Source organism: Paenibacillus sp. FSL L8-0502 (genome assembly GCF_038593055.1).
GTDB classification, from domain to species: domain Bacteria; phylum Bacillota; class Bacilli; order Paenibacillales; family Paenibacillaceae; genus Paenibacillus; species Paenibacillus polymyxa_D.
This window is the reverse complement of sequence record NZ_CP151958.1, coordinates 163,268-180,000: the sequence shown is the minus strand read 5'-3', so window position 1 is coordinate 180,000 and position 16,733 is coordinate 163,268. Positions and strand designations below refer to the sequence as shown.

The window sequence follows — 16,733 nt, the reverse complement described above, 5'->3', positions numbered from 1 at the left end:
CACTGAGTCTGTTCAGCAATTCCTTGAGTTTGATATCCTCAGGACCAATTCCCTCCATAGGAGATATCGCCCCGTGAAGCACATGGTAAAAACCATTAAACTCCTTGGTACGCTCCATAGCCACCAAATCCTTGGAATCCTGAACAACACAAATGACGGAAGTATCCCTTGTCTTATCCTGACAGATCCGACATGGGTCTGTGTCCGTAATGTTGCCGCATACTGAACAGAAGTGAAGGTTACGTTTCACATTGACCAGCGCTTTGGCAAAGTCAATCACATCATCTTCCTTCATTTTCAGTACGTGAAAAGCCAACCGAGCAGCCGTCTTTGGCCCTACTCCCGGCAGGCGCGTAAAAGCGTCAATTAGCTTTGCAATCGGCTCCGGATAATACAATAGCGTGTTTCTCCTTTATGCGGCAGACTAGAACAAGCCCGGAATTTTCATGCCGCCTGTAAATTTACCCATATCATCATTAGCCAGTTCATCTGCTTTGGACAAAGCATCATTGACTGCAGTCAGCACAAGATCTTGCAACATTTCTACATCATCAGGATCTACAGCTTCCGGTTTGATCGTGATGGACAACACTTTTTTATGTCCATTTACCTCCACCGTCACAACACCGCCGCCAGAAGTTCCTTCGATTACTTTTCCGCCAAGTTCCTCTTGGGCTTTCAGCATTTGTTCCTGCATTTTTTTCACTTGCTTCATCATTTGGTTCATATTGTTCATTTCAATCATCTCCTTTAATGAAGTATACATCTAGACACTTGCTTTAATCTTTAATGACTACCAAATCTTCCCCGAAAAGTTGAATAGCTTCATCAATCCAGGGCTCCTTGGACTTTCCCGGCGCATCATGCTCCGGCTCCAGTTGCAATTCTTCGGCAGGCTGGTCGGAAACTCCTTCAATCGCAGCATTCCAATCCTTTTGCATCATCGTTACTAAACGATAAGGATGACCCAACTGCTCATGTAATACCTTCTCGATGACCTGCTTATTGGCAGGCTTTTCGGTAGTTTCACGATGAATATTGTTCTTAAATGCGACCAGCACACTGTCCTCTAACACAGAAACCGGCTCACCGTCCATAAACCAGGCATGAACCGTAACTTTCGCCTCTTTTACCCCTTGCAAAATCTGGCTCCACTTACGTCCTGCTGCTGCGAATGCTTCGCTTGACTTCTCAGCGATATAGCGATCCAACTGGGAAGGAAGCTTGGCTGGCGCTGAAATCCGCGGAGCAGGGGCACGACCCCCGGAAGCCTGACGACCACCCGACGATGCTTCCTGTCCCGCTCCAACGCCCAATCCACCTTGCAGCGCGCGCTCCAGTTTCTTTTCGAGCTCAGCAAGCTGGCGCTTCAACATTACGACATCTTCCTGATCAGCTGCAGCGCCAGAGCGTTGTGCGGTTGGCTGAGCAACAGCCCCCGCTTCCCCCGGAATACTACATAGCTTCAATAGAGCTACCTCAAACAAGGTTTGGGGCTGTACGGCATATTTCATCTCGCTCTGGTAACGATTAAGGGTGTCAATCATTGCAAAGAGTTGCTCCTTGGTAAAAGCATCTGCCACTTCCTTAAATCGCTCTGGATCCAGCACTCGCTCCGTCATTTTGGTCGCCTGAGGCACCATCTTGATCATTAGCAGATCTCGGAAATAGTACAGAAGATTCTCCATGCACTTATCTGCACTTTTACCTTCCTGCATAAAGCTCTCGATCATTTGGAGCACCGTGCCCACATCTTCTTTCAGCAATGCTAAGGCAAGCTTACCGAATTGCTCGGACGCAATACCTCCCGTCATGTCCAGCACCTGCTGATAAGTAACCCGACCATCTGTAAACGAGGATATCTGATCCAAAACGCTAACCGCATCTCGCATCCCGCCATCTGAAAGACGGGCAATGTACTGCAGTGCATCCGAATCAGCCTGTATGTTCTCCTGTTGACATATCAGATCAAGCCGCTCTGTCTGTTCTTCCAGCGATACACGGCGGAAGTCAAACCGCTGGCAACGCGAAATAATGGTAGCCGGAATCCGATGTGGTTCAGTCGTAGCCAATATGAACATCACGTGTGGCGGCGGCTCTTCCAGCGTCTTGAGCAGCGCATTGAACGCTTCCGTCGTCAGCATGTGCACTTCATCAATGATATAAACCTTGTGCCGCACTTCTGTGGGCGCATATTTGACTTTATCGCGCAAATCACGAATCTCTTCAACGCCCCGGTTGGAGGCTGCATCAATCTCCTGTACATCCATGACCGCTCCGGCCGTGATCCGTTTACAGGCTTCGCATTCGTTGCAAGGTTCCGGCGCAGGTCCATGCTCACAGTTGATTGCCTTGGCCAAAATTTTGGCCGCACTCGTCTTACCTGTTCCTCGTGGACCGCTGAACAGGTAAGCATGGGACGTGCGATTTTCGCGGATAGCATTCTGCAATGTCTGGATAATATGCTGTTGTCCTACCATGTCCTTGAAAGCCTGCGGCCGCCAAGCACGGTACAACGCTATATGTTCCAATGCGCGTTACCCTCTTTCCCATTCACTTTCATGACCATTCATGGTCACTTCATTATACTATACTCCCGTCCGAATCTAAACCAGACACCTTCCAATTTATAAAACACAAAAAAACATCTTCGCAATGATTGCCAAGATGTCCTAATTACCAATATATACCGTGCACCTGTTATTGATCGTTGTGATCCGAGCGGCAATCCTGAACAGCAACTCGGGCTAGGCAACCCTCCGGCACAAGAGTGGGCCTGCTTATGGCTGCTTCCTTCCGGACCTGACCAGGTTCACAAGTACTCATTGCGGAGGACCCAGCCGTCAACATTGTGCGCAGGGACCAGCCTCACATCAACAACACCTCTAACAGGAATTCAACCTCGCTATAGCGGATTGCGAGTTACAGGGCACCGCTACCTCCCCATCTAGCACGGTGAAAATAAGTATATCTTAAGGCCGCATAAAAAGCAAATACACATTATTACAAAAAGAGCCCTCTGCAGTCGCAGAAGGCTCTAATAACTTTATAACTTGCGGTAATCCATTAGATACCGTATTTCTTTTTGAAACGATCCACGCGTCCACCAGCATCAATAAATTTCTGCTTGCCTGTGAAGAACGGGTGGCAGGCGGAGCAAATCTCCACACGCAGAGATCCTTTCACAGAACCAGTTTCAAACGAATTTCCGCAAGCACAAGTGACAGTAGTTACGTTAAATGTTGGTTGAATAGCTTGTTGCATTGAACTTTCACCTCTTTCCGCCCTGAACGTCCTATCAGTCCAGAGTTGTATGAACACATGTTCACATTATAGCACTTGAATATGAGCGTTTCAACAACTCTTTTCTGCATTCAGAAACAGCGCAAAACAGGTGTATTTCAATTGCTGTGTGACCGTTTTAGGCCTTGGCAAATTTGGGACGTGCCTGCCCTTGCGGCGGTACATGAGTGTAAGAACCGATGACTACATCAGGCAGTTCCTCACGATAAATCTCAAGCATTTGCTTCATGCCAAGGATCTCACCTTGAGCAGGTGGAATCAATTCCAGATAGCTTTCAGGATCGATGTTCAAATTACGCATTTGAATCAGCCTGAGCTTAGTTCGTTTGGCAAATTCAATCATTGCCTCAATTTCTTCTTCTCGGTCAGTTACACCCGGAAAAATCAAATAATTAATCGACGTATATACACCCTGCTCAGAAGCATAACGAAGTGATTTTTCCACATTAGCCAACGTGTAACCGCGCGGCTTGTAATACGCATTGTAATGATCGTCCAGTGCACTAATGGTACTAACGCGCATCAGATCAAGACCCGCATCCACGATTCCCCGGATATGATCGCTCAATCCCGCATTCGTATTGATATTGATGTATCCCATATCCGTAATGGAACGCACCTCTTTGATCGAATCAATAATCAGTTTGGCTTGTGTGGAAGGCTCACCTTCGCAACCTTGACCAAAACTAATGATGGATTCCGGTGTCTTCAAATGTTCCAGCATAACTTCTACAATTTCTTCGACGCGAGGACGGAAGTTCATTCTTGTCTGCGGAGATACGAAGCCACTGTCATCTGGCTGTTCAGATATACACCCAAAGCAACCCGCATTACAAGAATAAGATACCGGAACTCCCCCCTCCCAGCGATTCAGGAATGTGTTCGAGGAAGTAAGGCATTCGTAGCCAAGCGCACAGTTAGACAAATGTTGGTACAGCCGATTTTCGGGATATTGCTCCGTCATCCGCTGAACACCCAATTTAACTTGATGGCGGTCACAGTTTTCCGGATTCCACTTGGACGGACTGTCACTCTGCTCAGCCGTTACATAAAATGCTCCGTCTTTCCAGACTACGGCCGAATAACCGAACAAGGGAAGCTTGTACTCCTTATCGGTCTTCACATATCCCGGCAGGCACAAGCGTGTAAAACCTTGCGGCAATAAAGCCCCTACTGCTTGCATATCTCCGGGAAGAGAAACCATTTCCCCTGTTTCAGGGTTCATACCGACCGGGCGAGTGCTGGGCAGGCTTACCAATGTAGCTCCTTCCGGTAACGGAATAAGCTCATCCTCCATGATTTCAACAATCATGTCTGCACTACGTGCAAGCCCATACAAAGAAGCATGATCATATACATTGCCTTTTTCGTCGGCATACACCAAATACATTTTGGAGCTCCTTTCGCTCCGTTAAGCCTACGCCATTAACAAAATGAATGATAACGACTGTGTACTTACGGAACAGATAAAATACATGAATGGGTTTTAGTTGGTTGAGGCCGGGACTGAGGCTGTGGTAGAACGCGTAGTTCTCCGTTGTTGCCCACCAGAACTGCTTTGCGAGCCACCGGAAGAAGGTGCCGCCAAATCAAACGAAGCCAGAAATTCAGCATTAGTCTTGCTATTACGCAGCTTTTTGAGGAAGCCTTCCACAAAATCATGGCTTTCCGTCATATTTTTACGAATGGCCCAGATCGTATCCAATTCTTCCTTGTTCAACAACACTTCCTCACGGCGTGTGCCGGAACGACGAATATCAATCGCAGGGAAGATACGACGTTCTGCCAGCTTGCGGTCCAAATGCAACTCCATGTTGCCTGTACCTTTAAACTCTTCATAAATGATATCGTCCATGCGTGATCCTGTATCAATCAGCGCTGTAGCAAGAATCGTCAAGCTACCGCCTTCCTCCACATTCCGAGCCGCACCAAAAAAGCGTTTTGGACGGTGAAATGCCGCCGGATCAATACCCCCACTCAAAGTACGACCAGAAGGAGGAATAACGAGATTGTACGCACGAGCCAAACGCGTGATGCTATCCAACAGGATGACAACATCCTTTTTATGTTCTACGAGACGTAGCGCACGCTCCAACACGAGTTCTGCCACTTTGATGTGATTTTCAGGAAGTTCGTCAAATGTAGAGGCCACAACTTCACCTTTAACAGAACGCTGCATATCGGTCACTTCTTCAGGGCGTTCATCAATCAACAAGACAAAAAGCTCGATCTCGGGATTGTTGGTAGAAATGCTATTGGCAATTTCTTTGAGGAGAAGCGTCTTCCCAGCTTTGGGAGGTGCTACAATGAGTCCGCGCTGTCCAAGTCCGACAGGGGCCAGTACATCCATAATTCTCGTAGACAAATGGTTGGGGGAAGTTTCAAGGACTAATTTGGTTTGCGGATACAGTGGAGTCAGTGCAGGAAAGTGTAGCCGCTCAGCAGCTTGCTCAGGACTTCTTCCATTGACGGCGTTAACTTGAAGCAATCCAAAATATCGTTCATTCTCTTTTGGCGTTCGGCACTTACCGGAAACAAGATCGCCTGTTCTCAAGTCAAACTTGCGGATTTGTGAAGCAGAGATGTAAATATCTTCGGTACTCGGGAGATAATTGATCGGCCTCAGAAAGCCGTAACCTTCAGGAAGGATTTCCAGAACCCCTTGCATAAACATCAATCCGCTCTTCTCAGCTTGTGCACGCAGGATAGCGAAAATTAGTTCTTTCTTCTTGAGCGTTCCGTAGTACGGGATCTGGTATTGCTTGGCCAGCTTGTACAGGTCGGTCAGCTTCATTTCTTCCAGATCGGAAATTTGCAGATCCATATAATAACCACCTATTCAATTATTAAGTCCATTCATACATCTAAATGATAGACAATGATATCATAAACACCATTAACATAATTTTAACCAAAACAAATAAAGTTATGCAGCCATCTGCCTGGATTATACCGAATTATTCCGGTTTTCCGATAATTGATTGTTAGGTATGAACCACAATCTTTTATCAAGCAGCGGCTGCACAGGTGTTGCCCGTTCTATCGCTTTCGTTCCGGGAGTTCGAAAAAATTGCACGGCTTAATTATTCAGTCTGCCGCCATACATCCGCGCCCAAAAGACGCAGGTTAGAGACAAGGTGATCATAACCACGGTCAATGTACTCGACACCCGTCACCTCGGTTACGCCTTCGCTTACTGTAAGTCCAGCAATGACAAGGGCCGCTCCGGCGCGCAGATCTGCCGCTTTTACTTTAGCTGCATTCAATCGACCACCCTCTATAATGGCAGACCGACCCTCTACGCGAATTTTAGCCCCCATACGCACCAGCTCAGGGACGTGCTTAAAACGACTGCTGTACACAAAATCGCTCAATACACTGACACCCTGCGCTTGGGTAAGCAAGCTGGTCATGGGAGATTGTAAATCTGTGGCGAATCCGGGGTATATCAAGGCTTTAACGTCGACATGTTCATAAGAAGGTGCACCCAGTACGCGAATACTTTCATCATATTCCTCGATACCGATGCCCATTTCCTGCATTTTTGCAGTGAGAGCCTCCATATGTTTGGGGATTACGTTGTCAATCAATACATTTCCACGGGTTGCCGCAGCAGCAATCATGTATGTGCCCGCTTGTATACGGTCAGGTATAATGGAATGACGGCAGCCATGTAGCTCCGACACACCTTCAATTCGAATCGTCTCCGTACCGGCGCCTTTAATAATGGCCCCCATAGAGTTTAAAAGGGTTGCTACATCTATAATCTCAGGCTCTTTAGCCGCATTTTCGATAATTGTGGCGCCTTTGGCACGTGCTGCCGCCAGCATAATATTAATGGTAGCGCCTACGCTGCTAACATCCAAGTAAATCTTGGTTCCGCGCAGTTCTTTGGCGTGCAAATGAATAGCGCCGTGCTCGTTCGTAACCGTGGCACCCAGCGCTTCAAAACCTTTGATATGCTGATCAATGGGCCGGGGTTCGAAATTGCACCCTCCTGGCAAACCGATGATCGCTTCCTTGAATCTGCCCAGCATGGCTCCCATCATATAATAAGAGGCTCGTAATTTCTTAACAGGCCCATTCGGCATAGGAATGGATTTAATAGAGGATGGATCTATTTTCATCTGGCTACCTTCCCAGGCAACCGTTGCACCAAGTTCCTCCAGTATCTCGGAATACACCGCCACATCACTTAACAGTGGCAAATTGTCCAAAATGACTTCCGACTCTGCCAGAATGGCTGCGGGAATCAAGGCGATGGCACTGTTTTTGGCACCGCTGATGGAAACTGTACCCTGAAGCGGCCGTCCACCGGTGATCATCAATTTTTCCATAAGCTTGAGGGTCCCCCTACGTGTTTTGCAGTCGGTCAAACAATAATCTCAAATCAAAATTTTTAACTTTTTTAGTGGTGAAAATGGAAAGACACCGGCTAAGCGGTGTGCTTTCCATACCAAACTATTCAACTGTACAGATTTAAGTATTTTGTGCAGCAGAACTACAGCTACAACTAAGAAATACATCTAGCCTGTGCAGACGCACGACCAGTTTAACTTATTATTACGCTTTGTTGTTGGAACCGAACTCACGAATTTTACCGATAACGGTTTGTTTAATCGCTTCACGACCTGGAGCGATGAATGTACGTGGGTCATAAGCATCCGGTTTCTCAGCAAGCACTTCACGAACCACTTTCGCAAATACGATTTGGTTCTCAGTGTTTACATTGATTTTGGAAGTTCCCAAGGAGATTGCTTTTTTAATGTCATGTGTTGGGATGCCAGTACCACCGTGCAGAACGAGTGGAAGTTTGATTGCATTGCAGATCTCTTCCATTTCTTTGAATCCGAGGTTTGGCTCGCCTTTGTATGGTCCGTGTACGGAACCCAGTGCAGGTGCCAGTGTATCGATACCTGTTTCGTTAACGATACGCAGACAGTCGTCCAACTTAGCGTACATTACGTCGCCGACAACATCATCCTCTTGACCGCCAACCATTCCAACTTCAGCTTCAACAGAAACGCCTTTGGAATGAGCATATTCAACCACTTTTTTCGTTGTAGCAATGTTTGTGTCGATTGGGCTGTGGGAATCGTCAATCATAACGGATGTGAACCCAGCGTCGATAGCTTCTTTACATTTTTCAAAGCTGGAACCGTGGTCCAAATGGATCGCAACCGGAACGGTGATTTTCATGTCATGAATAAGACCTTCTACCATTTTAACTACAGTGTAGAATCCGCCCATGTGACGTGCTGCGCCTTCAGAAACACCCAAGATTACTGGGGATTTTTCTTCTTCAGCAGCGCCCAAAATAGCTTGAGTCCACTCCAGGTTATTAATGTTGTATTGACCTACTGCGTATTTTCCTTCGAGTGCTTTGTTCAACATGTCTTTCATAGATACCAATGGCATGGTTACAGTCCTCCTAAAGGTGTTTGGGTTTGTCTATATTTTTAGCCGACATCACATACGGGCTTATTATACCACAACCCATGTTAAATACTAAACAAGCTTTTGCATATCAACACATACAAAAATCACGCTCAGGACGCCGTTTTTCGATAGAATTGTATAAGGAGAGGATTTACTTTCAGTATTTCCCATAATCACAAACAAAAAACCCTGTTGTGTTAACAGAGTTCTCAACCACCGTGACTCACCTAGTCACCTCTGAGTTGTTTGTTCACAGCAATCCGCATTTCGTCAATATCAAAGGGCTTGGTAAAATGCATTAGCGCACCTAGCTCCGTCGCCTCTTTAATCATGTCCAGTTCTCCATATGCTGTCATCATAATAACCTTGATATCGGGATTCATGGTTTTTAGATGTTTCAGAATTTCGAGTCCGTCCATACCTGGAATTTTCATATCGAGCAGAACCAGATCAGGTGGTTCCTTCTCAACAATTTCAAGTGCAATTTTCCCGTTCGCCGCCTGAAAGGTCTCATAACCCTCACTTCCGAACACTTCCATCAGTAAAATCCGTATTCCATTCTGGTCATCGACGATTAATACTTTCTTCTTTTCCAATGTTTTAACCTCCTAAGATCTTAAAACGAGGATCATGCAGCTATTGCCATAACAGCGTCCGATGACGTACAATATCCGTCCCATACCTAAAACTATATTCGCTCCTGCAAAAAGAAAATCCTTCTCTAATACATAATTGTGGAATATTCTTTCATAATCAGGAAGCATGGGATAAAAAAAGACCTCCCGTAGGAGGTCTTTCAAGCCGTAGCATTAACCTTGAAGCTGCAATGCTGCCTTTACAAATTCACGGAACAAAGGCTGCGGACGATTCGGACGGGAAGTAAATTCCGGGTGGAATTGTACCGCCAGGAACCACGGATGCTCAGGGAGCTCCACGATTTCCACCAAGCGTCCATCCGGTGAAGTACCGGAAATGCGAAGACCCGCTTTTTCAATAACTTCACGATATTCGTTATTGAATTCGTACCGATGACGGTGTCTTTCGTACACCAGCTCGTCGTTGTAGCAAGCCGAAGCCAGGGAACCTTCCACCAGTTTGCATGGATACAAGCCAAGACGCATCGTACCGCCCAGATCTTCGATGTCTTTTTGGTCGGGAAGCAAGTCAATGACAGGATAATCCGTTGCCGGATTAATTTCCGAGCTGTTGGCTCCTTCGAGACCAGCCAGGGAACGTGCAACCTCAATGACAGATACCTGCATACCCAGACAAATACCGAAGAACGGAATTTTTTGCTCCCGTGCATAACGGATAGTACTAATTTTGCCTTCAATTCCGCGATCGCCGAAGCCACCTGGTACGAGAATGCCGCCAATGCCGCCCAGCATGTCAGCTACGTTCTCGTCCGTCACTTCTTCAGCGTTCACCCAACGGATTTTTACGTCTGCATTCGCATCAAATCCAGCGTGCGAAAGTGATTCAACCACACTTAAATAAGCATCATGTAATGCAACATATTTACCAACAATAGCAATTTCAACCGTTTTATCCAGCTTGCTGATTCGATCAACTAACCCTTCCCATTCGGTCATATCTGGTGCAGGTGTTGTCAGCTTGAGATGGTTAACTACGATTTCGTCCAAGCCTTCTTCACGTAGGTTCAACGGAACCTCGTAGAGGGTTGAAGCATCGCGGCATTCTACCACTGCATTCGCATCAATATCGCAGAACAATGCAATTTTAGCCTTCATATCGGAGGACAGTTCATGCTCTGTACGGCAAACAATGACATTCGGTTGGATGCCGATGCTGCGCAGTTCTTTTACACTGTGCTGGGTTGGCTTGGTTTTAACCTCACCAGCAGCTTTAATATAAGGAATGAGCGTTACGTGAATATACATCACATTTTCGCGCCCAACTTCGCTTTTGAGCTGACGAATAGCTTCCAAAAATGGCAAGCTCTCAATATCGCCCACAGTACCGCCGATTTCTGTAATAATTACGTCCGAACCCGCTTCACGGCCTGCACGGTACACGCGCTCCTTGATTTCGTTCGTAATATGAGGGATAACCTGCACCGTACCGCCCAAATATTCTCCGCGACGCTCTTTGCTGATTACGCTGGAATATACCTTGCCTGTTGTGACATTGCTGTTCTTGGACAGATTAATATCAATAAAGCGCTCATAGTGTCCCAAGTCAAGGTCCGTTTCCGCACCATCATCCGTTACAAACACTTCACCGTGCTGGTAAGGACTCATCGTACCCGGATCGACATTCAGGTAAGGGTCAAATTTTTGAATCGTTACCTTCAGTCCCCTGTTCTTCAAAAGCCTCCCCAGTGAAGCTGCCGTAATCCCTTTGCCCAAGGAAGACACAACCCCGCCTGTCACAAAAATATACTTTGTCACTGTTCAAAACCCTCCTAGATAAGATGCAAAATTCAGGCGACATTATGATGTTATCGTAACCCGTTTGCACGGATTATCATCCATGAAGAAGGCAGCGGAATCATTTTCCATGTCCGCCGCCCTTAGCCTTCTTTCATGAGTGAAAACACCCCTATAAAAAACAAAAAAGCACTCCCGTAGTACGGGGCACTTTTATAAAAAAAGCAAACATATAAGTGAATCAATCATAAGCCCAAGCAATAGTTTACCCCGTGTCCAATCCGCTGTCAAGGAAGTTATATGTGTTAATTTGTCCATTGAACCAGATTGGAGAGAATCCACCTGAAAGCTTTAAATCAGAAGAGGTTTTCAATAAAACGGTCATGAAAAGGGGAGAACGCATCTCCCCTTGCAGCCTGTTCCTAACGAAGTGAATCGTCGTCTTCCGTCGACTCATCGTCATTTTCATCTTCTGAATCTTCCTCATCACTGAGGTCCTCGTCGTCTATAACCACGTCTTCATCACTATCATCATCATCTTCTCCGTCGAACAGCTCGTCTTCGCCGTCCTCGTCTTCGCTATCTGCATCGAAGTCGTCATCAGAGTTGTATGTTTCTTCTTCATGATAGTCATCTTCGTCGTCATCGTCTTCGTCGTTAATAATACGAGGACGCTTGGCGCCTGTCAGGGCATCTTCGGATTTATCTACCGGATACCAACGTTTCAAGCCCCACAGATTCGTACCGACACAGGCAAAACGCCCGTCAATGTTGATTTCAGTATATAGCTGAGCAATAACGTCATTAATTTCTTCGTCAGACAAGCCGCGCAATTTGGCGACTTCCTTCATCAGGTCACGGTAATAATATGGAGTATTGGCTGCTTTCAATACCATAAATGCCAAGTCCACCATTGGAGTCTCGTGGACTTTCTCCGGGTCAATCTTCAAGTTGAGTGGGGTACTCACCTAGGGACACTTCCTCTCACACGTAATTCACAAGAACATGTTTCAGAGCATACACGATACATGCAATACTAACATATCCATTATCAAAACTAAGTAAAACCTATTTGGAAGCAAATTGCAAGTTAAAGATGGGTATCGTCATAATTTCCAGGAATATCCCCCTAAACAAGACGGCACACGTAAAAAGACGGGGTCCCCCCCGTCTTCGACTGTACCCGCTTCGGGAGAACCCCCCAAAGTTGTTGCACAAGAGCTTATGCCCTCCATGTATCGTATGTGTCCACATCCACTTTGACACGACAAGCAGGCCTATTTACTTAAAAAAGGGGCAGGTTTCCCATGCCGCAGCTGACGCTTGCTCATACTATACCTCAGCATGGCTCATCGGAGGGGGACCGTCTCAAATGGACTATCCGGATTTTTTGCAGCGTTTGCATGAGGGTATTTCGGAGCCGTCCGGCAGTGGACGGAACAAACAGATCATCACGTTCGATAAGCCTCACCAATACCGGGAATGCCTGTCCTATCTCAGGAAGCTGAAACCCGAGCTTGCGGGATTACGGCAAGTACAACCGGCCAGACTAATCCGTGCTTTAATCGCTCCGCTTTCAGGGGGAGACAGGCTGGGCAAATATCACAACGGTGTTACCGTTGAAGAAGATACCCGCATGAAGGTTCACGCTGAAACTGCTCATATACCAAAAGCAGAGAAGAACCTTTCCATGCCATGGGGAGTCAAACAGGTACGTGCATACAAGGCTTGGCCTTCCTCGACAGGGAATCGGGTCAGAATCGGTGTGATCGACACAGGAGCGGATTTTCAACATCCTGATCTTCGCCATTCTCTCGCCAGAGGTATTAATTTGCTTAACCGAACCATGCTACCCTATGACGATAATGGCCATGGTACTCATATTGCTGGAACTATCGCGGCGTCCAACTATGACGAAGGTATGGTGGGCGTAGCACCACGAGCTTTAATTCATCCCGTAAAAGCATTTGATCATAATGGAGCCGCCTACGTCTCCGATATCATTCTTGGTATCGACTGGTGTGTATTAAATCGTGTCGATATCATCAATATGAGCTTTGGTATGAAGTCGCGCAGCAAGGCATTACTTGATATGGTGAATAAGGCATATCATAACGGCATCGTCGTTGTAGCGTCCTCAGGAAACGAGGGCAAGCGCCGAAGTATTGACTACCCCGCCCGCTATTCCCAGACGATCTCAGTGGGGGCTACTGACAAATACAGACGCATTGCACCTTTCAGCAACCGAGGGCAATTTGTAGACGTGTACGCACCTGGCGAAAAGATCACATCCTCCTGGATCCATGGCAAGCATCACGAAATGAGTGGTACCTCTATGGCTACTTCCCATGTGACCGGAAGCATCGCACTTCTCCTTTCACTGAGGCCGGAACTGGGGCCTGGAGAAATCAAGGCGTTGCTTAAGCGTACCGCCACACCACTACGCCTGCGCAAAAGCGCTGGACGTAGCTCTATCTCGACCAAACTTGGCGAAGTCGATGCCTTCCGGTTGATGCAGGAGGGCACAAAGTGAATGATGATGTGATGCTAAACCTCTAGTGTATCGCCTGGCTCCAGAGAGTGAACTTTTCTGGAAGGACCTTCACATCCACTATTTTCTTCTCTTATCAACTCATCTCGTACCAGGTCAGTCTGCAGCTTCGGCGCATGAACGAGTACAACCTGTTTGCTAGGCAGCTCCTTCAGCATTTGCCGCACATCTGATAATCCCTGATGCACCTTATAAATCAAATGCCGAGCTACACAGCTGTTATTTTGATCCACACGTTCCAACAGATATTTGCCAAAAGAACCATGTGGAGCATGCCCGGTCAATATAACACTGTTGCTGATTCTTTCTCCGCTATCATTACCCTCCCCCATGTTGCGGTTATCCGATAGATACTGATAGTACCAGCGCGCCTGTGGGGAATCCATCATGCCGTCTCTTGTTATGATAATAGCCGTTGGGTTCTGTTCCAGCAGACTCACTCGTTCCGCAGCATCACGAGGCACGAAGACCCTGTCACTGTTTAGCACATGTTTTATTCGCGCTAGAGCTTCCGGACGCAGCCATTCTTTCCAGCGGCTTAACTGTTTCAATCCCTGCCATATGTCGTGCTCTACAATCATTGCCTGTTCAGGGAATTGCTCACTAGCCCATACAATCAAGTCCTGTCCTCTGCCAAAGGCAGGCACCGGCAACAACACATGGCCACCAGACCATAATATCCGCTCCATCTCGACCCTCAGCCGCTCCAGCTTAACAGGCTGCGGGTCTATATCCATGCCATACGCATTGTCCATAATGGATATGTCCGCTAGATTGGGCTCTGACTTCCATTCAGGCAGGTCATGCAGCCCCTCCCCAACACCCAAGTCTGGCGCATCGGCAGCAAGAAGCTCAGATTCGCGGCTGTAATCTCCAGAAAAAAACAACCGCTTCCCTTCCATTTCTACCACATACCATACTGCACCAGCCAAATGTCCACTGCGTCCCCACATGATTCTCATACTCGGACAAGCCTCAAGCCATTCTCCTGCTGGCGCCTCATCTTCTAGATAGCGATAAGCAATGGATTGGATGTTCTGTTCGTCGTATGGTAGTTCTGCTCCTCTTGATTCAACATAAGTATGCCAGGAGCGAAAATAGGAGCCTAACTGCTCAGCAGTGGCCTTGGTCGTCCAGACCTCCCCCTGGTATCCATACTTGTACAGTAGGGGGAGTGCCATGGAATGATCCTCATGTGCATGAGACAGCAATACAGCGGTCAGTCTCTCCGCCACCTGCGGTGGGAAAACCGGATATTGTCCGGTTCCTTCCTTTTTCACGCCACAATCCAGCATGACGCGATGCTGTTTTCCTTCAAAAACATAGCAGGAACGGCCATGTTCGCCCGCCCCTCCCCAAATCCTAAGCTTAGTCATGATTATTTCCACTTTCTTCGCGAGTTTAAGCTTTCCATTAAGATCAGTAGCAACGTGGTCATTCCGACCGATATGACAGCCATCGCCATCCCAAGCGACACCTGTCCCTGTTCAAATTGTGCAAATATGTAGGTTGCTGACGTCTGAACGGATGGTGGCAAAATCAGTAATGATCCTACCAATTCGCGTGAAGCAATGGTAAATGTCATCATCCAACCAGCGAGCATTCCCGGTACAATCAGCGGCAGTACAATCCGGCGGAATATATAAGACGGTCGCCCGCCAAATACCTGCCCCGCCTGAAAAAGGCCAGCGTCCACCTGTGTAAAGGCGCTTTTGACATACTGCACAGTATAAGGAACAAACAAGATAACATACGTCAGAATGACCATGCCGTATGTGTTATACAATGGAATCGGCATCCATGGTGAGTTCCACCACAAAATCAGGCCCACCACCATAACAATTCCCGGCACCGTATTCGGAAGCAAACTAAATGCATCAACCGTCCGTTGGATTCTTGTGCGTGAGCCGCCAATGACAAGTGCAAACCAAGTGCCCAGCACCACAGCAAGCGTCGATGCGCCCAAAGAGAGAAATACGCTGTTCAGGAGCGCCTCCATACTCTCTGATCCCCAAGACAGCAGTTCCTTGTAAGAGTCGAGCGTCAAATTATCCCAGGCAAGTCCCATTCCCCTCAGCTTCATCGTCGAGGCTGAAAGAATTGAAAAATAAGGAATGCCAATGGACGCAATGAGCAACAATAGAATGAATGCAACACTCAGCCCCGTAGTCCAACCGGATATACGAAGACGGGACGGACGCGAACCTTTACCACCTACCAGCCTATACGTAAACTTCCGGTTGATCACCGACTGCGCATACCACATGAGCAGGCAGGCGGTTAACAGCACCGAGGCCATCGACGTCGCTTTGCTAAAATCTATGGGCCAGCTAGAAATGTATTTGTGGATTTCTGAAGTCATGACCTCATACCCGATACGTCGCCCAAAGGTAGCGGGGGTGCCAAACTCGGCAATCGTTTTAACGAAAATGAGCAGCGCGCCCATTCCGTAAGCCGAAAGCAGCAGCGGTAAAATGATTCGACGGAATCTGTACAGAAAGCCGCCGCCCATTACGGCACCCGCCTCCTCCAGACTCCCGCCAATCCTCACCAGCGCCCCGCGCAGCAGCAGGTACAGGAATGGAAATAGATGTAGGCTCATGATCATCACCATGCCACCAAGGCTAAAGAAGGATGGCGTTAAGAAATACAGGTCCGGGAACAACTGCTCCAGATATCCGTTTTTTTGCATAAACAGAATCCAGCCCATGGACCCGATATAGGGCGGGGTCATAAACGGAATTAGCAGCACGACATCCAACCAGCGCCAGTGCGCAAGACGAGTGTTGGACATGATCCAGGCTAGCGGAAGTGCAAGTACCGTTGTTCCTGCAATCACACAGATACCTAGCCAAATCGAGCTGAATAGCACTCCCGCAAATGGTGAAGCAGCTAACGTTCGAAAAGGTGCATCCCACTGAAATTCTTCATCAACATACACACTTTGGATAAAGATTTGCAGCAACGGCATCACAATCAAGAAAAGAAGCGCGATCAGAGCCAGCGTCAGACACCACGCTCTGATGTGTTTAACGGATAAGCCTCCCATC

Annotated in this window: 14 protein-coding genes and 1 other RNA gene (1 of these 15 cut by a window edge); 1 reads left to right on the top strand and 14 read right to left on the bottom strand. The window is 47.4% G+C overall.

Annotation, left to right across the window (positions count from 1 at the left end):
• The 12 genes from recR to rpoE all read right to left on the bottom strand — a co-directional run.
• On the bottom strand, positions 1–397 hold the 5' portion of the coding sequence (recR, locus tag NSQ57_RS00735; protein ID WP_013308227.1) for a recombination mediator RecR. 203 nt of this gene lie to the left of the window's left edge; the window shows 397 of its 600 coding nt (coding positions 1–397); its start codon is at positions 395–397; the stop codon falls past the left edge of the window.
• Positions 398–424: 27 nt separating this feature from the next.
• Complete coding sequence (locus NSQ57_RS00730; protein ID WP_013308226.1) at positions 425–736, bottom strand: YbaB/EbfC family nucleoid-associated protein; 312 nt, start codon at positions 734–736, stop codon at positions 425–427.
• Positions 737–779: 43 nt separating this feature from the next.
• On the bottom strand, positions 780–2,531 hold the full coding sequence (gene dnaX / locus NSQ57_RS00725) for a DNA polymerase III subunit gamma/tau (protein ID WP_342425499.1): 1,752 nt from the start codon (positions 2,529–2,531) through the stop codon (positions 780–782).
• A 158-nt stretch (positions 2,532–2,689) separates the two neighbouring features.
• Positions 2,690–2,956: signal recognition particle sRNA large type (gene ffs, locus NSQ57_RS00720), an RNA gene on the bottom strand.
• Positions 2,957–3,066: 110 nt separating this feature from the next.
• Positions 3,067–3,264, bottom strand: a complete 198-nt coding sequence (rpmE, locus tag NSQ57_RS00715) for a 50S ribosomal protein L31 (protein ID WP_013308223.1) — start codon at positions 3,262–3,264, stop codon at positions 3,067–3,069.
• A 157-nt stretch (positions 3,265–3,421) separates the two neighbouring features.
• Positions 3,422–4,693 carry a radical SAM protein gene (locus tag NSQ57_RS00710; protein WP_029514889.1) on the bottom strand — a complete coding sequence of 424 codons (1,272 nt, stop codon included), beginning with the start codon at positions 4,691–4,693 and terminating at the stop codon, positions 3,422–3,424.
• Positions 4,694–4,789: 96 nt separating this feature from the next.
• Entirely contained in the window at positions 4,790–6,127 is a 1,338-nt protein-coding gene (gene rho / locus NSQ57_RS00705) for a transcription termination factor Rho (protein WP_029514891.1), read from the bottom strand.
• A gap of 259 nt (positions 6,128–6,386) precedes the next feature.
• Positions 6,387–7,640: a UDP-N-acetylglucosamine 1-carboxyvinyltransferase gene (locus NSQ57_RS00700; protein WP_029514892.1), complete on the bottom strand. Its 1,254-nt coding sequence runs from the start codon at positions 7,638–7,640 to the stop codon at positions 6,387–6,389.
• A gap of 226 nt (positions 7,641–7,866) precedes the next feature.
• On the bottom strand, positions 7,867–8,721 hold the full coding sequence (gene fba, locus NSQ57_RS00695; protein ID WP_013308219.1) for a class II fructose-1,6-bisphosphate aldolase: 855 nt from the start codon (positions 8,719–8,721) through the stop codon (positions 7,867–7,869).
• A 248-nt stretch (positions 8,722–8,969) separates the two neighbouring features.
• A complete protein-coding gene (locus NSQ57_RS00690; RefSeq protein ID WP_013308218.1) occupies positions 8,970–9,338 on the bottom strand; it encodes a response regulator in 369 nt (122 codons plus the stop codon).
• A gap of 213 nt (positions 9,339–9,551) precedes the next feature.
• Positions 9,552–11,153, bottom strand: a complete 1,602-nt coding sequence (locus NSQ57_RS00685; RefSeq protein WP_013368772.1) for a CTP synthase — start codon at positions 11,151–11,153, stop codon at positions 9,552–9,554.
• Between the two features lie 401 nt (positions 11,154–11,554).
• Positions 11,555–12,100 carry a DNA-directed RNA polymerase subunit delta gene (gene rpoE, locus NSQ57_RS00680; protein ID WP_029514893.1) on the bottom strand — a complete coding sequence of 182 codons (546 nt, stop codon included), beginning with the start codon at positions 12,098–12,100 and terminating at the stop codon, positions 11,555–11,557.
• Positions 12,101–12,504: 404 nt separating this feature from the next.
• Here rpoE and NSQ57_RS00675 point away from each other — a divergent pair, with 404 nt between their 5' ends.
• On the top strand, positions 12,505–13,665 hold the full coding sequence (locus NSQ57_RS00675) for a S8 family peptidase (RefSeq protein ID WP_029514895.1): 1,161 nt from the start codon (positions 12,505–12,507) through the stop codon (positions 13,663–13,665).
• Between the two features lie 14 nt (positions 13,666–13,679).
• On the opposite strand, the gene NSQ57_RS00670 is transcribed toward NSQ57_RS00675, so the two are convergent.
• Entirely contained in the window at positions 13,680–15,065 is a 1,386-nt protein-coding gene (locus NSQ57_RS00670; RefSeq protein ID WP_342426107.1) for an MBL fold metallo-hydrolase, read from the bottom strand.
• Positions 15,062–16,732, bottom strand: a complete 1,671-nt coding sequence (locus NSQ57_RS00665; RefSeq protein ID WP_069011478.1) for an iron ABC transporter permease — start codon at positions 16,730–16,732, stop codon at positions 15,062–15,064. Before NSQ57_RS00665 ends, NSQ57_RS00670 begins: the two co-directional genes overlap by 4 nt.
• Position 16,733 lies beyond the last annotated feature (1 nt).